The organism is Streptomyces sp. NPDC051018 (assembly GCF_044456085.1).
In the GTDB taxonomy this organism is placed as follows: domain Bacteria; phylum Actinomycetota; class Actinomycetes; order Streptomycetales; family Streptomycetaceae; genus Streptomyces.
Map to the genome: position 1 here is coordinate 753897 of NZ_JBITFN010000001.1, position 22043 is coordinate 775939.

General features: G+C 71.0%; 15 protein-coding genes and 1 pseudogene. 10 read left to right on the forward strand and 6 right to left on the reverse strand.

Going from position 1 to position 22043, the window contains the following annotated elements; genetic code table 11:
• Window positions 1-120: 120 nt before the first annotated feature.
• The gene (locus ACIBCM_RS03070; protein ID WP_399239487.1) at window positions 121-624 is read right to left on the reverse strand and encodes a PaaI family thioesterase; all 504 of its coding nucleotides are present in this window, start codon (window positions 622-624) and stop codon (window positions 121-123) included.
• Between the two features lie 400 nt (window positions 625-1024).
• On the reverse strand, window positions 1025-3295 hold the full coding sequence (locus ACIBCM_RS03075) for an FdhF/YdeP family oxidoreductase (RefSeq protein WP_399239489.1): 2271 nt from the start codon (window positions 3293-3295) through the stop codon (window positions 1025-1027).
• 207 nt (window positions 3296-3502) lie between these two features.
• On the opposite strand from ACIBCM_RS03075, the gene polA reads away from it, so the two are divergent.
• Window positions 3503-6214 (forward strand): DNA polymerase I, encoded by a 2712-nt coding sequence (gene polA, locus ACIBCM_RS03080; RefSeq protein WP_399239491.1) that lies wholly within the window; start codon window positions 3503-3505, stop codon window positions 6212-6214.
• A gap of 389 nt (window positions 6215-6603) precedes the next feature.
• On the opposite strand, the pseudogene ACIBCM_RS03085 reads toward polA, so the two are convergent.
• Window positions 6604-7423: pseudogene (locus tag ACIBCM_RS03085) on the reverse strand (DUF4184 family protein).
• A gap of 226 nt (window positions 7424-7649) precedes the next feature.
• Here ACIBCM_RS03085 and ACIBCM_RS03090 point away from each other — a divergent pair.
• From ACIBCM_RS03090 to ACIBCM_RS03100, 3 genes are all read left to right on the forward strand, one after another.
• Entirely contained in the window at window positions 7650-9356 is a 1707-nt protein-coding gene (locus tag ACIBCM_RS03090) for a lytic transglycosylase domain-containing protein (RefSeq protein WP_399239493.1), read from the forward strand.
• Window positions 9357-9523: 167 nt separating this feature from the next.
• Window positions 9524-9661 carry an SPW_0924 family protein gene (locus ACIBCM_RS03095; protein ID WP_399239495.1) on the forward strand — a complete coding sequence of 46 codons (138 nt, stop codon included), beginning with the start codon at window positions 9524-9526 and terminating at the stop codon, window positions 9659-9661.
• Between the two features lie 12 nt (window positions 9662-9673).
• The gene (locus tag ACIBCM_RS03100) at window positions 9674-10663 is read left to right on the forward strand and encodes a DUF3068 domain-containing protein (protein ID WP_399239497.1); all 990 of its coding nucleotides are present in this window, start codon (window positions 9674-9676) and stop codon (window positions 10661-10663) included.
• A 544-nt stretch (window positions 10664-11207) separates the two neighbouring features.
• On the opposite strand, the gene ACIBCM_RS03105 is transcribed toward ACIBCM_RS03100, so the two are convergent.
• On the reverse strand, window positions 11208-14009 hold the full coding sequence (locus ACIBCM_RS03105) for an ATP-dependent RNA helicase (protein ID WP_399239499.1): 2802 nt from the start codon (window positions 14007-14009) through the stop codon (window positions 11208-11210).
• A gap of 442 nt (window positions 14010-14451) precedes the next feature.
• The gene (locus tag ACIBCM_RS03110; protein ID WP_399239501.1) at window positions 14452-15312 is read right to left on the reverse strand and encodes a class I SAM-dependent methyltransferase; all 861 of its coding nucleotides are present in this window, start codon (window positions 15310-15312) and stop codon (window positions 14452-14454) included.
• Window positions 15313-15697: 385 nt separating this feature from the next.
• Between ACIBCM_RS03110 and rpsA the strand changes: the two genes are divergently transcribed.
• The 5 genes from rpsA to ACIBCM_RS03135 all read left to right on the forward strand — a co-directional run bounded on the left by rpsA (window position 15698) and on the right by ACIBCM_RS03135 (window position 19984).
• Window positions 15698-17188 carry a 30S ribosomal protein S1 gene (gene rpsA, locus ACIBCM_RS03115; RefSeq protein ID WP_384719569.1) on the forward strand — a complete coding sequence of 497 codons (1491 nt, stop codon included), beginning with the start codon at window positions 15698-15700 and terminating at the stop codon, window positions 17186-17188.
• Window positions 17189-17369: 181 nt separating this feature from the next.
• On the forward strand, window positions 17370-18308 hold the full coding sequence (locus ACIBCM_RS03120; RefSeq protein WP_399239504.1) for a PAC2 family protein: 939 nt from the start codon (window positions 17370-17372) through the stop codon (window positions 18306-18308).
• A 51-nt stretch (window positions 18309-18359) separates the two neighbouring features.
• Window positions 18360-18962, forward strand: coding sequence for a dephospho-CoA kinase (gene coaE / locus ACIBCM_RS03125; protein ID WP_399239506.1), 603 nt, complete (start codon window positions 18360-18362; stop codon window positions 18960-18962).
• Window positions 18963-19151: 189 nt separating this feature from the next.
• On the forward strand, window positions 19152-19535 hold the full coding sequence (locus ACIBCM_RS03130; protein WP_399239508.1) for a DUF3592 domain-containing protein: 384 nt from the start codon (window positions 19152-19154) through the stop codon (window positions 19533-19535).
• 71 nt (window positions 19536-19606) lie between these two features.
• Window positions 19607-19984: a tetratricopeptide repeat protein gene (locus ACIBCM_RS03135; RefSeq protein ID WP_399239510.1), complete on the forward strand. Its 378-nt coding sequence runs from the start codon at window positions 19607-19609 to the stop codon at window positions 19982-19984.
• 70 nt (window positions 19985-20054) lie between these two features.
• Here ACIBCM_RS03135 and ACIBCM_RS03140 read toward each other — a convergent pair whose 3' ends face one another.
• Entirely contained in the window at window positions 20055-20372 is a 318-nt protein-coding gene (locus ACIBCM_RS03140) for a DUF6343 family protein (RefSeq protein WP_399239512.1), read from the reverse strand.
• A 357-nt stretch (window positions 20373-20729) separates the two neighbouring features.
• Here ACIBCM_RS03140 and ACIBCM_RS03145 point away from each other — a divergent pair, with 357 nt between their 5' ends.
• Entirely contained in the window at window positions 20730-21881 is a 1152-nt protein-coding gene (locus tag ACIBCM_RS03145) for an SPFH domain-containing protein (RefSeq protein WP_399239514.1), read from the forward strand.
• Window positions 21882-22043 lie beyond the last annotated feature (162 nt).

Consider the following 22043-nt stretch of genomic DNA (forward strand, 5'->3'; position numbering starts at 1 on the left):
TGACACAACGAGTCCCCGGGTGACCGCCGCGGAGGGCGGGGCTGCTGTTGGGTGATCGTCGAGGGCGGGCCGGTGACCACCCGGCGGGGCCGCCGGGTGGTGGCGCGTTGAACGGGGGTGCTACGCGGGACCGGAGCCCGGCGCGCCCGGCAGCAGGTCGGCGTCACCGGGACGCACTTCCCGCAGCATGCAGGTCAGCCGGGCGGTACAGACCCTTCTGCCCTGATCGTCGGTGATCACGATCTCGTACGTCGCCGTCGAGCGCCCGCGGTGCACCGGCGTCGCGACCCCGGTCACCAGCCCGGAACGCACACCCCGGTGATGGGTGCAGTTGAGGTCCACCCCGACCGCCATCCTGGTGCTGCCGCCGTGCAGCATCGAGCCGATCGAGCCCAGCGTCTCCGCCAGCACGGCCGACGCGCCGCCGTGGAGCAGTCCGTACGGCTGGGTGTTGCCCTCCACCGGCATGGTGCCGACCACGCGCTCCGCCGCCGCCTCGACGATCCGGACGCCCATACGGTTGCCCAGATGCCCGGCGGAGAAGAGCGCCGGGAGATCCACCCCGAGGGCGGCGTACTCGGCGACGACGTCTTGCGGGAACTTCACGGTGTGCTGCTCGCCCATGGGGCCCGGCTCCGATCTCGGTGTCTTGCGTGCGTATACACCGTCATACCAGATGCCTGAGCAAACGCTTAGCCGGGCGGTCGCATTCCCCCCAGCCCCTGGCCCCCGGGTCCCCGGACGATTACCCACTCGCCCCGTCCGCCGCCCGAGTCCGGACTCGGTGGGCGGGTGCGTGATCCCAGCCCGTCCGGGGCGTGAGGCCGGACGGTGCCCGCGGGCAGGGCTGCCTGTTTCCAGCCTGTCGGGCGTCTGAGGCCGGATGGTGCCTGCGGGCGGGGGTGGACTGTTCAGCCTGTCCGGCGTTTGAGGTCGGACCTGGTGGGTGGGGCCGGCCACTCGGCGAGGGCCCGCGGGTGGAGACCCGGCCCCACCCCATCCGCTCCGGACACCCCGGACCCGCCTACACCGCCTCGAACCGGACCACCACCGACTTGCTCGCCGGCGTATTGCTCGTGTCCGCCGTCGAGTCCAGCGGCACAAGCACATTCGTCTCCGGGTAGTACGCCGCCGCGCACCCCCGCGCGGTCGGGTAGTGCACGACCCGGAAGCCGGGGGCCCGCCGCTCCACCCCGTCCTGCCACTCACTCACCAGATCGGTGTACGAACCGTCCGCCAGGCCCAGCTCGCGCGCGTCGTCCGGGTTCACCAGGACGACACGGCGCCCGCCCTTGATCCCGCGATAGCGGTCGTCCAGTCCGTAGACCGTGGTGTTGTACTGGTCGTGCGAGCGCAGTGTCTGGAGCAGCAGCCTGCCTTCGGGCACCTCCGGGAACTCGACCGGCGCGGCGGTGAAGTTGGCCTTTCCCGTGGCGGTCGGGAAACGCCGCTCGTCCCGGGGCGCGTGCGGCAGGGTGAAACCGCCCGGACGGGCGATCTTCGCGTTGAAGTCCTCGAAGCCGGGGATCACCCGTGCGATCCGGTCGCGGATCGACGCGTAGTCCCGCTCGAACTCCTCCCACGGCGTCGACGAACGCGCCCCCAGGACCGCCCGTGCCAGCCGCGCCACGATCGCCGGTTCGGAGAGCAGATGCGGGCTCGCGGGCGGCAGGTTGCCGCGGGAGGCGTGCACCATGCCCATGGAGTCCTCCACCGTCACCACCTGCCGTCCGCCCGCCTGGACGTCCCTGTCCGTGCGCCCCAGCGTGGGCAGGATCAGGGCGCGTCTGCCCGTCACGGCGTGCGAGCGGTTGAGCTTGGTGGAGACATGGACGGTCAGCCGGGCCCTGCGCATCGCCGCCTCGGTGACCTCGGTGTCCGGCGTCGCCGCCACGAAGTTCCCGCCCATCGCGAAGAAGACCTGAGCCTCGCCGTCGCGCAGCGCCCGGATGGACCGTACGACGTCGAAGCCGTGGTGGCGCGGCGGCGCGAAGCCGAACTCCTTCTCCAGGGCGTCCAGGAAAGCGGGCGCGGGACGCTCGAAGATGCCCATCGTCCGGTCGCCCTGGACGTTCGAATGACCGCGCACCGGGCAGACGCCGGCGCCGGGGCGGCCGATGTTGCCGCGCAGCAGCAGGAAGTTGACCACCTCCCGGATGGTGGCCACCGAGTGCTTGTGCTGGGTCAGGCCCATCGCCCAGCAGACGATCGTCCGCTCGGACTCCAGCACCATCTCCAGCGCCCGCTCGATTCCGGCCCGGTCGAGCCCCGTCGCCGCGAGGGTCTCGTCCCAGTCGGCGGCGCGGGCCGCCGCCGCGAACTCCTCGTACCCGTGGGTGTACTCGCGGACGAACTCCTCGTCGACGGCTCCCGCGGTCTCCAGGATCAGCTTGTTCAGCAGCCGGAACAGCGCCTGATCGCCGCCGATGCGGATCTGGAGGAACAGATCGTTCAGCGCGACGCCCTTGAGCATGCCGCGCGGGGTCTGGGGGTTCTTGAACCGCTCCAGACCGGCCTCGGGCAGCGGGTTCACCGATATGATCCGCGCCCCGGCGGCCTTGGCCTTCTCCAGGGCGGCGAGCATCCGGGGGTGATTCGTCCCGGGGTTCTGTCCGGCCACGATGATCAGATCGGCCCGGTGCATGTCCTCCAGGGAGACACTGCCCTTGCCGACGCCGAGCGTCTCGGTGAGCGCCGAGCCGGAGGACTCGTGGCACATGTTGGAGCAGTCGGGCAGATTGTTCGTGCCGAACTCGCGGGCGAAGAGCTGGAGCAGGAACGCCGCCTCGTTGCTGGTACGGCCCGAGGTGTAGAAGAGCGCCTCGTCGGGGGAGGAGAGGGCGGTCAGTTCCTCGGCGATGATCGCGAACGCCCGCTCCCAGCTCACCGGCTCGTAGCGGTCCCCGCCCTCGGCCAGCAGGACGGGCTGGGTGATACGGCCCTGCTGCCCCAGCCAGTAGCCGCTGCGGGAGGCCAGATCGCCGAGCGGGTGCGCCGCGAAGAAGTCGGGGGTGACCCGGCGCAGGGTCGCCTCCTCCGCCACCGCCTTGGCGCCGTTCTCGCAGAACTCGGCGGTGTGGCGCTTGTCGCCCTCGGGCCAGGCGCAGCCGGGACAGTCGAAGCCGTCCTTCTGATTGACCTTGAGCAGGGTCTGCGCGGTGCGGCGGACACCCATCTGCCGCTGGGCGGTCCTCAGAGTGTGTCCGATGGCGGTGGCGCCGGCCGCCGCGTGCTGCGGGGCGGTGACCTGCGGCGCGTCCTGGACCGGGTCGTCTGTGGGCGGCTTGCTGGCCATCGTGCTCCCCTCGCGAGAGATCCCACCGCCGGGCGGGCGCAGCCCCCGCGCACCGCCGGTCCGCGCGGGCGACCGGTCACCGTACGTACGGACTGTGCTGCCGCCATGCGGATCTGTCACGGGCAATCCTGCCACGGGCCACCGACAGCGCCGCTGGTGAGCCCGGTGTGGGCGGCAATGTCAGTGGGGCGTGGCAGGATCGTGTCCGTGGCTGAGACAGCATCGAGGAAGACCCCAGACGACAACCGTCCGCGCCTGCTCCTCATGGACGGGCACTCCCTGGCGTACCGGGCGTTCTTCGCGCTGCCCGCGGAGAATTTCTCGACCGCGAGCGGTCAGACGACCAATGCCGTCTACGGCTTCGCGTCGATGCTGGCGAACACGCTGCGCGACGAGGCGCCCACCCATTTCGCGGTGGCCTTCGACGTGTCCCGCAAGACCTGGAGGTCCGACGACTTCCCGGAGTACAAGGCGAACCGCTCGTCGACCCCCGACGAGTTCAAGGGCCAGGTCGAGCTGATCGGCGAGCTTCTCGACACCATGAACGCGGTGCGGTGCGCGGTCGACGGCTTCGAGGCCGACGACATCATTGCCACCCTCGCCACCCAGGCGGAGGCCGCGGGCTTCGACGTGCTGATCGTCACCGGCGACCGGGACTCCTTCCAGCTGGTCAGCGACCGTGTCACCGTGCTCTACCCGACCAAGGGCGTCTCCGAGCTGACCCGCTTCACCCCGGAGAAGGTCCAGGAGAAGTACGGACTGACCCCGCAGCAGTACCCCGATTTCGCCGCGCTGCGCGGGGACCCGTCCGACAATCTCCCGGGCATCCCCGGTGTCGGCGAGAAGACGGCCACCAAGTGGATCAACCAGTTCGGCTCCTTCGCCGAGCTGGTCGAGCGCGCCGACGAGGTCAAAGGCAAGGTCGGCCAGGCTCTGCGCGATCATCTGGAGGCCGTCAAGCTCAACCGGCACCTCACCGAGCTGGTGCGGGACGTCGAGCTGTCCCGGACGGTCGCCGACCTGGAGCGGGCTCCGTATGACAGGACGGCGCTCAAGGGCTTCCTGGAGGTCCTGGAGATCCGCAATCCCAGCCTGCGCGAGCGGCTGCTCGCCGTCGACCCCGGCGCGGCGGCCGAGGAAGCCCCGGCCCCGGCCGCGGGTGTCGAGCTGGACGGTTCCGTTCTCTCCGCAGGAGAGCTGGGCCCCTGGCTGGAGCGTCACGGCGAACAGCCGCTCGGCGTGGCCACGGTCGGCAGCTGGGCCCTCGGTGTCGGGAGTGTCGCCGAGGTCGCGCTCGCCGCGGCCGACGGGAAGGCGGCCTGGTTCGACACGACCCAGCTGGACGAGGCCGACGAGCGGGCCTTCGCCGCCTGGATCGCCGACCCGCGGCGCCCCAAGGTCGTGCACAGCGCCAAGGAGGCCCTGCGGGTCTTCCCCGAGCACGGCTGGCGTATCGCGGGCATCACCATGGACACGGCGCTCGCCGCCTATCTCGTCAAGCCCGGCCGTCGCTCCTTCGCCCTGGACGCCCTCTCGATCGAGTATCTGGGCCGTGAGCTGGCCCCGGCCGCGGCCGACGGCCAGCTGGCGTTCGGCACGGACGAACAGGCCGAGGCCGACGCGCTGATGGCCCAGGCCCGTGCCGTCCTCGACCTCGGGGACGCGTTCGGCCTCCGGCTCACCGAGGTCGGCGCGACCGAGCTGCTGCACGATGTGGAGCTGCCCACCTCCCTGCTGCTGGCGCGGATGGAGCGGCACGGCATCGCCGCCGACCGCGCCCATCTGGAGGCGATGGAGCAGCTGTTCGCCGGAGCCGTCCAGCAGGCGGTGAAGGAAGCCCACGACGCGGTGGGCCACGAGTTCAACCTCGGCTCGCCCAAGCAGCTTCAGGAGGTCTTCTTCGGGGAGCTGAATCTTCCCAAGACCAAGAAGACCAAGACCGGTTACACCACGGACGCCGACGCGCTGGCCTGGCTCGCCGCCCAGACCGAGCACGAGCTGCCGGTCATCATGCTCCGCCACCGCGAGCAGGCCCGGCTGCGCTCCACGGTCGAGGGCCTGGTCAAGACCATTGCGGCGGACGGCCGTATCCACACCACGTTCAGCCAGACCGTCGCGGCCACCGGCCGTCTCTCCTCCACCGACCCGAACCTGCAGAACGTTCCGGTGCGTACCGACGAAGGCCGCGCCATCCGCCGGGGCTTTGTGGTCGGCGAGGGCTTCGAGTCGCTGATGACCGCCGACTACAGCCAGATCGAGCTGCGCGTCATGGCCCATCTCTCCCAGGACGAGGGCCTGATCCAGGCGTTCACCTCGGGCGAGGACCTCCACAACACCGTGGCCTCACAGGTGTTCGGCGTGGAGACCTCCGCCGTCGACCCGGAGATGCGCCGGAAGATCAAGGCCATGTCGTACGGCCTGGCGTACGGACTCTCCGCGTTCGGCCTGTCCCAGCAGCTGAACATCGAGGCGGGCGAGGCGCGGGCCCTGATGGACACCTATTTCGAGCGCTTCGGCGGGGTCCGTGACTATCTGCACCATGTCGTGGAGGAGGCACGGGCCACGGGGTACACGGCGACGATGCTCGGCCGCCGCCGCTATCTGCCCGATCTGAACAGCGACAACCGCCAGCGCCGGGAGGCCGCCGAGCGCATGGCGCTGAACGCCCCGATCCAGGGCACCGCCGCGGACATCGTCAAGATCGCCATGCTCAAGGTGGACGACGCGCTCCAGGAGGCCAAGCTGTCCTCCCGGCTGCTGCTCCAGGTCCACGACGAAATCGTGCTGGAGATCTCGCCGGGGGAGCGGGAGGACGTCGAGGCGATCGTACGGCGCGAGATGTCGTCGGCCGCGTCCCTGAGCGCACCGCTGGACGTCTCGGTGGGCGTCGGCCCGGACTGGGAGTCGGCGGCACACTGAACGCCTCCCGGGCCCTCCGCCTTCCCGCTTCCCGGTCGGTGACCGTGGCCTGGACCGGGAAACGGGGGCCCGGAGCTGAGGGTGTGCTCGGGGCTCGCGGGATTCCCAGGGGCGAGGGTCGCGCGTGGCGTATGCAGCGGGCGTACGGCGCCCGGGAGTTCCTTGCGTACCCGGCACCGGCCGAAGCGTTCGGACGGCCGGAACTCGGCGGGCGGGCCGGAAGGTATCGGGGCGGTGCGCCCCGGGGGTGTACGGCGAGCACCTGACGGCGTACGACACACCGGCCAGAGGCCGCGAGGTGGGCGCCCGGACGGTGAGGCGCGCCCTCGGCCGGTCTCCGTCGGCGGCGCAGGCACCGTCCGCTTGCGCTGCGGTGCGGTCGCCGGATCTCAGAGTCGGACGGACGTCCGTTCCCTCGCCCGCTCGCGCCGGCGCATTCCCGCCCCGTACACCACCAGGCCCAGGGCCAGCCCCGCCCCCGCACCGAAACAGGCGGTCCGGGATGATGTCGAGCACCGAACTCACCGGCCCGTTGACCCCGTACCACCGCACACATCGCTCGACGGCCCCGGCCAGCAGACACCCGCCCAGGACCGCGGCCGCGAGCCGCCGCGACCGTCGGTCCAGCACCGGTACTCCGGCAGGCGCGGGCAGCGCGGGCTGTCGGCGCAGCGCGGACACCGCCCAGCAGAGGATCACCGTGGCCGCGAGCACCGACGAACCGTACTGCGCCAGCTGATAGCCGTGAAGTCCGCCCACCCGCTCATTGAGTACGGGCAGCACCTCCGTACCCCATCTGCTGTGGTGGGTGAACGCGTCCCAGACGACATGCGTGGTCGCACCGATCACCGCCGACACGCAGAACCACCACCCCGACGCAAGGGACTTGTCCCGGCGCCGCCCGCGCAGTACGGCGTGGACACGGCCCTGCCACGCTCCCGGCAGCAGGGCGAGCAGGGGCTCGCGCATCATCAGCCACAGAGCCACCAGGACCGCCGTCACCGCCACATCGACGGTGAGCACGCCCGCAGGGGAGTGGGTGAAGCGCCCGAACCCCATGGCCCCGGGTACGAGCGTCGCCGCGAAGTACGTCATATCCGGTGCCAGCGAGCCCATCACCAGCGCCGAGGCGACCAGGGGACCGCGCGCGGTCCCGTCCGCGCGAAGGCCCGGCAGCACCGCGGCGACATGGCTCAGTGTGAACGGCATCGACGAACAGCCCCCCGTGACCCTTGCTGACCGGACCGGTCAGGAGTGTTGATCACCGCCGCCCAGTATGCGTGATCCCGTGTCGCTGATTCCGGGCGGCGGCGCGGAAGTGTCTAATCGGTGAATAACGGTCAAGGTCCGGTGTTCTGGCGCCCGTGGTTGCCGTAGGGTCGCCTGAGTCGACGCATCGGGAGCGCGGTCAGCCGCTCGGGGAGGGGACATACGTATGGCAGCGCAATTCCGCCGCCGGTTCCGCAGGGGAGCGACCACCACCGCGGTCGCCGCTGCCGCGGTAGCGGCACTCTCCGCATCACAGGCGCCCGGCATTACGCATGCCATCACCATTGACGGCCAGGGGAGCCTGGAGACGTCGGACGCGACACCGCCGCCCGGTACGCCCGTCTCGGGCAACTCCCCCTATTACACGGACCTCCCGCCGTTGAACACCCCGGCCAAGGCGGACGCCTCCACCGGCCTCCCGGTGACCGGACCGTCCGAGGCGGGCATTCCCGCCACGGTCCTCGCCGCCTACAAGCGGGCCGAGCAGACCATCGCGTCCTCCGACCCCGGCTGCAAGGTGCCGTGGCAGTTGCTCGCCGCGATAGGCAAGGTGGAGTCCGGCCAGGCGCGCGGCGGCAAGGTCGACGCCAACGGGACCACCACCTCCAAGATCCTCGGTCCGGTCCTCAACGGTGTCGGCTTCGCCAATATCTCGGACACCGACAACGGTGCCTACGACGGGGACACCACCTACGACCGCGCTGTCGGCCCGATGCAGTTCATCCCGTCGACATGGGCGACCTGGGGCCAGGACGGCAACGGCGACGGTCGCAAGGACCCCAACAACATCTACGACGCGGCTCTCGCCGCCGGTCGCTACCTCTGCGTCGGAAACCGGGACCTGACCGTCCAGGCGGATCTCGACCGGGCGATCCTCGGTTACAACCACTCACGTGAGTACCTCCGTACGGTTCTGTCCTGGTTCGAGTACTACAAGCGCGGCACGCACGAGGTGCCCGACGGGACCGGGGCGCTGCCCGACTCGGAGACCCCGGACAGTTCGGGTGGTTCGTCCCCGTCCACTCCGGCCCCTCCTTCCTCGCCGACGTCTCCCGCCACCCCGCCCAAGCAGAGCGACAAGCCGAAGGACAAGCCGAAGCCCGGCAACACGACCAAGCCGAAGCCCGAGCCGCCCACCCCTCCGACCACCCCCGTGCCCGTGTCCCGGGTGGAGAACGCGGGCACCGGAGAGCTGTCCGCGGTCACCGGACGGCAGTTCTCCGAGCGGGTCACCGTGCGGGTGAAGAACGCCATGGGCCGGGCCGTCGCCGGGCAGAAGGTGCGTTTCGAGATCTCGGGCGACACGGACACCGCCTTCCCCGGAGGCAAGAAGACCGCCCTCCTCGCCACCGGCAGTGACGGCAGGGCCGTCTCCCCGGCTCTGAAGGCAGGAGAGAAGACCGGTACGTTCACCGTCCGTGTCACGGCCGTGGGGCACCAGGTGCCCGCGGCCGAATTCCCCGCGAGGGTCACCGCGCCCACCGCCGATACCCTCATCCGGACCGACACCAAGGCCCTGACGGCCGCCCCGGGAACGGAGTTCGCGGACACCGTGGCTGTCCGGGCCACCTTCGGCGGCGACGCCGCCCCGGGTGTCGCCGTCACGGCCACCTTGATCAATCCCGTCCAGGGGGACCCGGCCGAGAACGACAAGGGCCCCCACTTCAAGGACGCCGACGGCAAGGCGATCCGCACACTCACCGATCTCAGGACCGGCGCCGACGGCGCCCTGCGCCTGCCGAAGCTCTTCGCGGACGACCGGACCGGCACCTTCACCCTCCGTCTCACCGCCGCCGGTGGCGCGACCCTGACCGTCGAACTCAAGGTCATCGCCACCCCCGCACCCACGGAGTCGGCCACTCCGGCATCCTGACCTCCACTGTCCCGACCTCCTTCACGGCTCACTCCTCGCACCGCCCCTCGACCGCCACCCGGTGGAGGGGCGGTGCAACGTGTTCTCATCTCACCGCCCGATTGCTACGGTGCCCCAGCCCTGACGTCGTGTCAGATGCATTGGGATCCGAACCCGGGAGGCCGAGCATGCGCGCCCTCGTCGCCGCCGCCATCGGGCTGGCCGCAGCCTTCGCCCTCATCCTCACCATGACCGGGATCGGCGCACCCCCGGGCGAGACCTCCCCCAGACCGCTGCTGACCACCGTCCCCGGCCCCAAGAAGTAGGGGGGCCGGCCCATGCACCGCCGAGCGAGCCTGGTACTTCTCGCCTTCGCCGTCTTCTTCGCCGCACTCTCACCCCTGCTGCGCTGGTACGCCTTCCCCCGGCTCGCCAAGATCCCGCCCAGCCAGTACCAGGAGGTCGTCATGGAGGCGAAGCCCGCCACCCTCCTCGACTACGGCACCCTCCGGGCCAAAGAGGTCGAGAAACTCACCATCGTCCAGACCCTCAAGGGCAATGTGGAGGAATCCGAGAAGATCGAACGCAGCGCCGGCCGCGATGTCGTCGTCTGGGACACCCTTTCCTATGTCCAGGGACCCGACGGCAAGATGGTGTCCCAGATCCCCGAGCGCTATATCTTCGACGCCCACAGTCAGGCACCCGTCCACGCGACCGGGGAATCCGTCGACGGCGAACCGGTCCGGCGCGAGGGCATCGAGTACAAGTGGCCCTTCCTCACCGAGAAGCGGGACTACGAGTACTTCGACGCCCAGACCCGTACCTCCGCCCCCATCCATTACCGGGGGACGCAGAAGTACCGCGGACTCGATGTGTACTACTTCGAGCAGACCATTCCCTGGACCAAGGTGCCGTTCCCCAAGAAGATGCCCATCCCCGGTATCGACGCCGGCACGCTGGAGAAACAGACCGGGACCACCCGCTGGTACACCACCAAGCGGATGTTCTGGGTCGACCCGGTGACCGGGGCCCCCGTCAACGGCGAGGAGATCCACACCGAGGAACTCCGGGGCGGCACGCTCCTGGGCGGCCGGGACAAGGTCACCGCCTTCGCGGGCCATGTGAAGATGCGCCCCGACTATGTGGACCACACCGTCGAACTGGTGAAGTCCCAGCGCCTGCTGGTCCTGCTGCTCACCTCGTATCTTCCCTGGGGATTCCTTCTTCTGGCCGGGGGGCTCCTGACGCTGTCCCTCGTCCTGGAGGCCCGCAGCCGCCGTCCCCGGCAACGCCGTCCCGACCCCGAGCCCGAACCGGTCCCGGTGTGACACCGCTCCGGACGCCGTGAATCCCGGGACCCGCGCGGCTCCCCTCCCGCCACGGGCGGTACCGGCGGGCGCGCCGCCGACAGCCTCGGCGCCCCACACCGTCCGGGCGCCGTGCGGGCCCCGCGGTACGGACCGACGCCCCGTTCCGCGATACGGGCCGACGCGCGGCGGACCTCGGGAGGAGCGCTGGAGCAGCCGGTGTGAGGCGTACCGCAGCGCCGCGTACGGCGGAGGCACCGCGTCCACCGGCGGCGCGGGTACCGGACCCGCGGGCTCCGAGGCACCTGGCAATCGGTCCGGAACCGCCGGGCAGGACCTGGCGCGGGGCTCCGGGGCGTCCGGCGAGCGCTCCGGAACCGCCGGGCAGGACCTGGCGCCCCAGCGGCACCGGACGGCGACGGACCCGAAGACCCCCGGGACCCACCGGGCCGGCCCGGTGATATCGCCCCCTCCGGTGGAGGTATCGCACGACCCGGGCCGCGGTCGTGCGTGCGACCGGAGCAGCCCGCACCTCCGGGGAGCTCCGGGCGGAGGGCGGTCCGCCTCAACGGCCCCTGTCGAGCCGCGCCTTGGTGTGGCGGGTCGGTTCCGCGACCGACGGGTCCTCCGGCCAGGGGTGCTTGGGATAGCGCCCCCGCAACTCCGCCCGTACGGACCGGTACCCCTCCTTCCAGAACGACGCCAGATCAGCCGTGACGGCGGCCGGCCTTCCCGCCGGGGAGAGCAGGTGCACCACCACCGGCACCCCCGCCACCCTCGGCGTCTCCCGCAGCCCGAACAACTCCTGGAGCTTCACCGCGAGGACGGGCTGCTCCCCGCCGTACTCGACGCGTATGCGTGATCCGCTCGGCACCTCGATCCGCTCCGGCGCCAACTCGTCCAGCCGGGCCGCCTCCCCGCTCGCCCACGGCAGCAGCCGCCGCAGGGCATGCTCTGTGGGGATCCGTCCCAGATCGGCCCTTCTCCGCGCTCGCGACAGCTCGGGTTCCAGCCAGTCCCCGGGGCGGCCGAGCAGCCCGGCGTCCGACATATCCGGCCATGGCTCGCCCAACTCCCGGTGCAGAAAGGCCAGCCGCTCCCGTAGCCCCCGGGCGTCCCGGGACCACGCCAACAGCTCCAGTCCTTCGCTCCGCAGTCCGTCGAGCAGGGCTTCCCGCACAAGGCCGGGGTCCGGGTCCCGGATACGGCGTACCGACAGCTCGATCGCACCCAGCCGCCGTACGTCCCGGGAGACGACATCGCCGTCCTCCCAGCGGACCTCCTCGGCCGAACCGAGGAGATGTGCGGCGGCCGTACGCGCGATGTCCTCATCGATCACCGCGGCGAGCCGCACCCGGGCGGATGCCGTGGACGCGGGCCGGTCCGCGACCGCGGCAGCCAGCCACCCGGCACCGCGCAGCCCCGAGCCGGGCCCGACCTCGGCCCTGGTCCCGGAGGTCATGAGGAACGCGCCCTCACCCCGCGCCCTGGCCACCCGCTCGGGGAACGCGAGGGCGGTGATCAGTCCGGCGACCGCGTCATCGCCGAGCCCATCCCCGGTCGGGCGGCCGGCACCGTGCGACCCGTCGGCCGACTCGGCACCCGCACGGGAGGCCGTCCGCTCTCCGCCCGTCCCGGTCTCCGCTCCGAGGCTGGAGCCGGCCGCCGCACCGAGCCCCGCGCCCGCACCCGGGTCCGCGGCCGGGCCGGAACCGCTCCCCGCACCGGGCGGGCCGGCGGCAGCGGCGTGGGGCCCGGCACCCGGACCGGTACCCGTTCCCGGAAGTGGTGCTCCGGAGTGCCGCTCCTGACCGGCGCCGGTCCTTCCGGCCGGGACTTCCGCCGGTGACAGCGAGGACGCCAGCCGCCGGGCCTCGGCGCGCCAGCGGGCCGCGTAGCCGTCGCCGCCGCGGCGGGCGGCCCGCCAGGCGGCGGCCAGATCGTCGCCGTAGTCGCGCGGTGGCTCCTCGCTCAGCAGGGCCACCACCTCGGCGGCCCTGCGCTCGCCCACCTCGGGGGCACCGTCGAGGAGGGCACGGGCCAGACGGGGATGCACCCCGAGACGGGACATCCGGACCCCTCGGTCCGTCGCCCGGCCGTCCCCGTCCAGCGCGCCGATCGCGGTCAGCGTCTGTCTCGCCGCGGCCATGGCTCCGGCGGGCGGAGCGTCCAGGAGGGCGAGTCCCGCCGCCGTGGGATCCCCCCAGCAGGCCACCCGCAGGGCGAACGCGGCCAGATCCGCGATCCTGATCTCGGGCGAGGGGAACCGCGGACGCCGCCCGTCGTCGGCCTCCGCCCAGCACCGGTAGACCGATCCCGGCGCCTCTCGTCCCGCGCGGCCGGAACGCTGGGCCGCGCCCGCGACCGATACCTGGACGGTCGCCAGCGACCCGAGACCGCGAGCATGGTCCATCCGGGGCTCGCGCGCCAGCCCCGAGTCGACCACCACCCGCACACCCGGCACCGTCAGACTGGATTCGGCCACCGAGGTGGACAGCACCACGCGCCGCCGCCCATCTCCGCTGCCCCGGAGCACGGCGTCCTGTACGGCGGCCGGAGCACGCCCGTGCAACGAGAGCACCTCGGCGTCCACTCCGTCCAGCATCCCGGCCGTCCGCGCGATCTCGCCCGTGCCCGGAAGGAAGCACAGGACGTCACCCTCGTGCCGTTCGAGAGCGAGCCGCACCGTCGATGCCACATGCCGCAGCAGCGCCGGATCGACCCACATCCCGTGTGCCGGCCGGATCCCTGAGGGAGGAGCGGCGAACCGGATCCCGCAGCTGTAGCCTTCGCCCCTGCTGTAGACGACCGGTGCGGGCCCCGTCCCGTCCAGGACGGTCAGCAGCTGTGACCACGCCTGGGCATCGCCCGTCGCCGAGGCCGCGACCAGGTTCAGCTCCGGCCGCAGGACCGCCCGTATGTCCACGAGGAACGCCATCGCGGTGTCCGCGTCGAGATGGCGTTCGTGGCATTCGTCGAGCAGCACCGCGTCCACCCCCGGGAGTTCGGGTTCACGGAGAAGGCGCTGCAACAGCACACCCGTCGTGACCACCTCGACGCGGGTGGCCGGGCCGGTCCGACGCTCGCCGCGGACCGTGTAGCCGATGGAGTCGCCGACCTCCTGGCCGAGCAGCCACGCCATCCGGCGCGCGGCCGCCCGCACCGCCATCCTGCGCGGCTCGGCGACCAGCACCCGCCGACGTGGGCCGTCACCGACGAGCCCGGCCAGTGCCAGCGGCACGAGGGTCGTCTTCCCCGTGCCCGGGGGAGCGTGCAGGACCGCTGTGCCGCGCTCGTCGAGCGCGGTCATCAGATCGGGCACGGCGTGGCGTACCGGCAGGCGGTCGAGTGCGTCGGTTCGGATCATGGCTTCAGTGTTGTCCGTCCGCGCGAGCCGTGTTCCTGGTTGTCCACAGCACATCGAATCCATCAGTTCATATGACAAATGGCATCGGATGCCAGGCCCGGATGCCCGCCGGGGCGGCCCGGCCGGGCGACGGCAGCCCCGTGAGGCAGGATCCCGTACCGCGGACCTGTTCCAGCGGCCTGATCACCAGCGTCGGCGAGCCGGACCCGGCGGCTGCCCGGCCCGGCCGAGGTCCGGACCCCGGGCCCGGTCGGGGTCCCGGCCCGGCCCCGGTCTTCTCCCGCACCCGCTTCCGGCCGACTCCCCGTCCCGGTCCTGCTCCCGGCCGAGATCCCGGACCCTCCGAGATCCGTTCCGCGTCCCGGTGTCCCGTCTGCCCCCGTCCTGCGAGCGTCGACCCCCGGGCGCCGGACCGGACCGCGCCCCACCGCGAGGCGGAGCCTCAGTCCCGTACACACACGAAGATCGCCGTCCCCGGAATGAGGCTCCCCCGCAGCGGGGACCAGCCGCCCCATTCCTGGCTGTTCCACGCCGGCCACTCCGGCTCGACCAGATCCACCAGCCGGAAACCGCCCGCGACCACGTCCCGTACCCGGTCGCCGACCGTCCGGTGGTGCTCCACGTACACGGCACGCCCCTCCGCGTCCTGCTCGATGTAAGGGGTGCGGTCGAAGTACGAGGCCGACACACTCAGGCCCTCCGGGCCCGGCTCGTCGGGGAAGGCCCAGCGGACGGGGTGGGTGACCGAGAAGACCCAGCGGCCGCCGGGCCGCAGGACCCGGTGCACCTCGGTGAACACCCGCACCGGGTCCGCGACGAACGGGATCGCTCCGTATGCCGAGCAGGCGAGATCGAAGGAGCCGTCCCGGAACGGCAGCGCCGTCGCGTCGCCCTCCACCAGGGGAACACCCCCGCCGATGCGGAGCGCGTGCTGGAGCTGCCGGTGGGAGAGATCGAGTGCCACGGCCCGCGCGCCCCGGCCGGTGAGCCAGCGCGAGCACTGGGCCGCGCCCGCGCCGATCTCCAGGACGTCGAGACCCTTCAGGGACTCCGCGGGGCCGAGGAGTCCGGCGTCCGCCTCGTCGAGTCCCTCCGGGCCCCAGACGAATCGGTCGTCGCCCAGGAACGCGCCGTGCTCGTTCTGGTAGTCATCCGCGTTCCGGTCCCACCAGCCCCGGCTGGCCCGGCTGCTCTCCGCGTCGTCCGTGTCACGGCGGGTGGCTTCCGGCTCCGGTTCCGGCGCTGCACCCGTGCCCGCGCGGGTGCCCGCCGACGCCGATCCCGCTTCCGTGTATTGGCTCATCTTCACCGTCGTTGTAGTTTGCGTTCAGCGCGGCCGAGGGCGGCCACGGTGGCCTCCGCAAACCTTAGTTGTGCCGGGTATGGGGCGATCCGCCCCGGGTGTGCGCCTTCGCGCATTGACCGTCTACCGCTGCCCCCGTATGCTACAAGTTGCGCTGCGGGCCTGCGTGCCTCAGACAGAGCAGGCCGCGCTCGCATCTGTATGTATGTCCCCTCGGTTCACGAGGCGCCTCCAGGCGGAATGTCGTTTCCGGAAGCTCGGTCTGCTTTCGGAGCGCCGACCGGCTCGGCGTTTCCTAGGCTGTCCGGCTTCTTGCAGCTGCGATACGGGCTCTCGGCGTAGCAGTACCTACGACTTCAATGTCCGTACCGGAGCCCTTTCCCACATGACGAGCAGCACCGAGACCACCGCCACTCCGCAGGTAGCGGTCAACGACATCGGTAACGAGGAAGCCTTCCTCGCCGCGATCGACGAGACGATCAAGTACTTCAACGACGGCGACATCGTCGACGGCGTCATCGTGAAGGTCGACCGGGACGAGGTCCTGCTCGACATCGGTTACAAGACCGAAGGTGTCATCCCGAGCCGCGAGCTCTCGATCAAGCACGACGTCGACCCGAACGAGGTCGTCAAGGTCGGCGACGAGATCGAGGCCCTTGTTCTCCAGAAGGAGGACAAGGAAGGCCGCCTGATCCTCTCGAAGAAGCGTGCCCAGTACGAGCGTGCCTGGGGCACCATCGAGAAGATCAAGGAAGAAGACGGCATCGTCACCGGTACCGTCATCGAGGTCGTCAAGGGTGGACTCATCCTCGACATCGGCCTCCGCGGCTTCCTGCCGGCCTCCCTCGTGGAGATGCGCCGTGTCCGCGACCTCCAGCCCTATGTGGGCAAGGAGCTCGAGGCGAAGATCATCGAGCTGGACAAGAACCGCAACAACGTGGTCCTGTCCCGCCGTGCCTGGCTGGAGCAGACCCAGTCCGAGGTCCGCCAGACCTTCCTCACCACCCTCCAGAAGGGCCAGGTGCGGTCTGGTGTGGTGTCCTCGATCGTCAACTTCGGTGCCTTTGTGGACCTGGGTGGCGTCGACGGTCTGGTCCACGTCTCGGAGCTGTCCTGGAAGCACATCGACCACCCGTCCGAGGTTGTCGAGGTCGGCCAGGAAGTCACCGTCGAGGTCCTCGACGTCGACATGGACCGCGAGCGTGTCTCCCTGTCGCTGAAGGCGACCCAGGAAGACCCGTGGCAGCAGTTCGCCCGTACGCACCAGATCGGCCAGGTCGTTCCCGGCAAGGTCACCAAGCTGGTGCCGTTCGGTGCGTTCGTCCGCGTCGACGAGGGCATCGAGGGCCTGGTCCACATCTCCGAGCTGGCCGAGCGCCACGTGGAGATCCCGGAGCAGGTCGTCCAGGTCAACGACGAGATCTTCGTCAAGGTCATCGACATCGACCTCGAGCGCCGTCGCATCAGCCTCTCGCTGAAGCAGGCCAACGAGTCCTTCGGTGCCGACCCGGCGTCCGTCGAGTTCGACCCGACGCTGTACGGCATGGCCGCGTCGTACGACGACCAGGGCAACTACATCTACCCCGAGGGCTTCGACCCGGAGACCAACGACTGGCTGCCGGGCTTCGAGACCCAGCGCGAGGCGTGGGAGACCCAGTACGCCGAGGCGCAGCAGCGCTTCGAGCAGCACCAGGCTCAGGTCATCAAGTCCCGCGAGGCCGACGAGGCCGCCGCTGCCGAGGGTGGCACGGCCGCTCCGGCCGCCGCGCCGACCGGTGGTTCGTACTCCTCGGAGTCGGACGACAACTCCGGCGCCCTGGCGTCGGACGAGGCGCTCGCCGCCCTCCGCGAGAAGCTGGCCGGTGGCCAGAGCTGAGGCTCTGACCGGCTGACTGACAGCTGATATGTAAGGCCCGCTCCCCCCTGGGGAGCGGGCCTTACATGATTCGGGGCCGCAGCCGGTCCGCCGCCACCTCCCGTGTGTTCGTACCGTGTGAGGGGAATGCCCGTGCGTCACCGCGCGTTCTCGTTCACAGAGACGAGGAGGAGCGGTAATCGTGCTTGATCCGCAGGGTTTGTACGAATGGGAGCCGAAGGGCCTCGCCGTCGTCGATGTGGCGCTCGCGCAGGAATCGGCCGGACTGGTCATGCTGTACCACTTCGACGGATACATCGACGCGGGTGAGACCGGCGAGCAGATCGTCGACAACCTGCTCTCCACGCTGCCTCATCAGGTGGTGGCCCGGTTCGATCACGACCGGCTGGTGGACTACCGGGCACGCCGACCGCTCCTGACCTTCAGACGCGACCGCTGGACCTCGTACGACACACCGGACATCGACGTCCGCTTGGTCCAGGACGCCACCGGAGCACCGTTCCTGCTGCTGTCGGGCCCCGAGCCCGATGTGGAGTGGGAACGATTCGCGGCGGCCGTCGGACAGATCGTCGAGCGCCTCGGAGTACGTCTGTCGGTCAACTTCCACGGCATCCCCATGGGGGTTCCGCACACCCGCCCGGTCGGCCTCACCCCGCACGGCAACCGAACCGACCTCATGCCCGGCCACCGCAGCCCGTTCGACGAGGCCCAGGTCCCCGGGAGCGCCGAGGCGTTGGTCGAGTACCGCCTCATGGAGGCGGGCCATGACGTCCTCGGTGTCGCCGCGCATGTGCCGCACTACGTCGCCCGCTCCAGCTACCCGGACGCCGCGCTGACCGCTCTGGAAGCGATCACCGCCGCTACCGGCCTCGTGCTGCCCGGCGTCGCCCACTCCCTGCGCACCGAGGCCCACCGCACACAGAACGAGATCGAGCGCCAGATCGGCGAGGGCGACGAGGAACTGGTCGCGCTCGTGCAGGGACTTGAGCACCAGTACGACGCCGTTGCGGGCGCCGAGTCCAGGGGAAGCCTGGTCGCCGAACCGGTCGACCTGCCCTCCGCGGACGAGATCGGTCTCGAATTCGAGCGCTTCCTCGCGGAACGGGAGGGCGACTCCTGAGACCACCGGCCGGAGGCCGATGCCGCAAGGCCGGAAGCTAAGCTGCCGCTCATGCTGTCTGTAGGCCTGACCGGTGGAATCGGCGCCGGCAAGAGCGAAGTCTCCCGGCTCCTGGAGTCGTACGGAGCCGTGCTCGTCGACGCCGACAAGATCGCCCGTGAGGTCGTCGAGCCCGGCACTCCGGGGCTCGGGGCCGTCGTCGAGGCGTTCGGTCGCGAGATCCTCACCGCCGACGGAACCCTGGACCGGCCAAAGCTGGGATCGATCGTCTTCGCCGACCCGGACCGGCTGGCGACCCTCAACGCGATCGTGCACCCTCTCGTCGGAGCGCGATCGCGGGAGCTGTCCGAATCCGCGGCGGAACACTCGGTCGTCGTCCACGATGTACCGCTGCTCACCGAGAACAAGCTCGCGGCACTGTATGACCTGGTCATCGTGGTGGACGCCGCACCCGAGACGCAGTTGGACCGATTGGTCAGGCTGCGCGGAATGACCGAGTCCGAGGCCCGGGCGCGGATGGCGGCCCAGGCCACGCGGGAACAGCGGCGCGCGATCGCCAATCTGATCATCGACAACAACGGCCCCCTGGAGAACCTGGAACCGCAGGTCCGTGCGGTGTGGGAGGAACTGGTCCGGCGGGCTGACACCCGATAGTCCTGCCCGTGGCAGGAACCCGCCACGACCGGCGCGCCGGAGCGGGGCCTCGGGACCAGGTCGGCAGTTCCGGCCACAGGTGCCCGGCCACGCCCGGCCACCCTGGCAAGCGGTGTCGGGAGCCCGCCGCCCGTCAGAGATCCGTCAAGCGAGCATGTGAGGGCCCCGAGCGCGGCTAGCGTGGACGTGGTGCAGATCGTCTTCGGCGCCATCACCGTGCTGGCCGGGCTGGTGGCCGTGCTCGCCGGCGCGTACGGCCTGCGGCAGACCCGTCGCATCAGGGGCGCGGGCCACTCCGCCACCGCCGTGGTGAAGCCTCCGCCGCCCGGCGGGGAGCGACCGCTGTTGCAGTACGAGACCCGGGACGGCCGGGTCGTGGAGATCGTCTCCCCGGTGCCGCGACTGCCCGAGGGGAGCAGGACCCGGCTGTCGTACGACCCCGATGATCCCCGGGAGGTCGTGGTGGACGGCCATGAGCGGACCGGGGTGGAATGGGCGTTCGTGGCTGCGGGGCTGGTGGTGATGGTGATCGGTCTGGGCGTCGCGGCCCTGGGTGCGGCCGGGGCGCGGTGATCCCGGAGTTCCGCGACCGTCCGGAATACCGCTGCCGGGACCGGTGTTGGAACGCCTCGGCAGTGGGAAGGATGTTGACCGTGCCCCCAAGCGATCCGCAGACGCACGTCATCGACTACCGCGCAGCCGAGCAACTGCTCGCCGCGCGGGATCCCCGTGGTGCCGTCAAACTGCTGGACGGGGTCATAGCGGCCCACCCCGAGAACACGGCCGCCCGGCTCCTGAGGGCCCGGGCCTTCTTCGCCGCGGCCCAGTTGCGCCCCGCGGAACTGGAATTCGAACTGGTCCTGGAGCGAGAGCCGGACAACGCGTTCGCGCACTTCGCACTCGCCCGCACCTTCGAGCGCGCGGGCCGCCCCGAGCAGGCCAAACGTCACTTCCGGCTGGCGGCGGCCCTCGATCCCAAGCCGGAGTATCTGAAGGCTGCCCGCTTCGATACGGAGGAGTGAGAGGGCGTTCCGGCTTCCACAGGCCCGCCCTGTGTCCTGCATCGCTCCCCTGCGTCCTTCACCGCCCGTCCTACGCGGCGTGGTCCGGCCCGTCGCGGTGCGGCCGCCCCGGATCGGAGCGGGCCCGGTGATCCTCGTGCACCGGCTCGTACGGAGGAATGTTCCGGCCCGGCTGGTAGTGCGGCCCCTGCCGGATGTGCCGCACGATCAGGACCATGTCCACGAGGACGATCAGCATCAGGACTCCGCACAGCACGGCCCAGCCGGGATGGGACGTGATCGCGAAGATCGCCGTGCCCCCTCCGGTCCAGATCAGACCCCATACGCTCAGCCAGAACCGCATCCGCAGCGGACTGCGTGCGGTGATCGGTTCACTCCCGGTGCGCATGGTGATTCACTCTCCGCCTTCCAGGATGCACCCGCGTCCGTGCTCCCGAAGAACCCGCGCGGGCCCTGTCCGTACACACCGCGCCGGTCCGGGCACGGCTGCCGGCGGATTCCCGCCGAGGACTCGGACCCGGTCGGTTGTGTGTCCGGCGATCCGGAACCGCCGCCGGAGTCGCCTCCCGGCGGGCTGGAGCGCGCCGTGTGCGACCGGCTCCGGGCGGGCAGCGACTGATACCGCGGACACGGCTGGTTCGAGCTCTGAGACCCGGCCCCTGGGGGGATTCGCACGTTCGCCCCGGGGACGGTCCTGGGCATACCGTGGTAAGGAGCGTCGGCTCGGACAGAAGGGGGTGCCCTGATGGTCGAGGAGCTGGTGATCGCCTGCATCGCGGCCGCTTCGGGTCTCGCCGTGTACACGATGGCGGCGGCCAAGGTGGTCAAGCAGTACGAACGAGGCGTGGTGCTGCGCCTCGGCAGGCTGCGAGGCGCCGTCCGGGGGCCGGGGTTCACGATGATCGTTCCTGTGGTGGACCGCCTCCAGAAGGTCAATATGCAGGTCGTGACGATGCCGATCCCCGCCCAGGAGGGCATCACCCGGGACAATGTGACGGTTCGCGTGGACGCGGTCGTGTACTTCCGGGTCGTCGCGGCGGCGGACGCGGTCATCGAGGTGGAGGACTACCGGTTCGCCGTCTCGCAGATGGCGCAGACGTCGCTGCGTTCGATCATCGGAAAGAGCGATCTCGACGATCTGCTCTCCAACCGCGAGAAACTCAACCAGGGCCTGGAGCTGATGATCGACAGCCCGGCCATGGGATGGGGCGTACAGATCGACCGTGTGGAGATCAAGGACGTCTCCCTTCCCGAGGCCATGAAGCGCTCGATGGCGCGCCAGGCGGAGGCCGACCGTGAGCGGCGGGCCCGGGTGATCAACGCGGACGCGGAGCTCCAGGCGTCGAAGAAGCTGGCCCAGGCGGCCGGGCAGATGTCCAGGGAGCCCGCGGCACTGCAACTGCGTCTGCTGCAGACGGTGGTCGCCGTCGCCGCGGAGAAGAACTCCACCCTGGTGCTGCCCTTCCCGGTGGAGCTTCTCCGCTTCCTGGAGCGCGCGCAGCAGGCACAGCCCGGAGCGGAGCCGTCGCTGCCGTCGGAGCGGGGGGCCGCGGGGAGTGCGGTGGCACCGGCACCGGCTGGGACCTCGGTGGAGGCTCCGTCGGCTCCGGTCGGAGAGCCGGGGATCGAGATCGAGCCGGAGCCGGCGGCCCCACGCGGGGACGAGCCGCGTGAGGTGCGCCCGGCCGTGGAGACGTATGAGATCGGGGAGGCGTACGGGGTCCCCGTGACCGGGCCGGAGCGGGCCGCGCAGCGGGAGGCCGAGGAGGACGCGGGCCCCGTCGGCGATCCGGAGGCCGTTCACCTGGACGGGGAGCCCGTGGACGCGGAGCCTCCCGCCGATGCCCCCGGCTCCCCGCGGATCCAGCCGCCGCCCCGGGTGCGCCGGACTCCGTGAACAGAGGGCGCCGGGCGCCGGAAAGAGCCGGGTACGTTTGGAGAAGGCCCTGGTCAGGGGGTGCTCCGCCGGGCGAACGGAGTCGCGCCCGTTCCCATGAATGAGCTCGATGTCAGACCCCGCCCGTAAGGTCGTAGATCAGCACTCCGGTACGCGACCGAC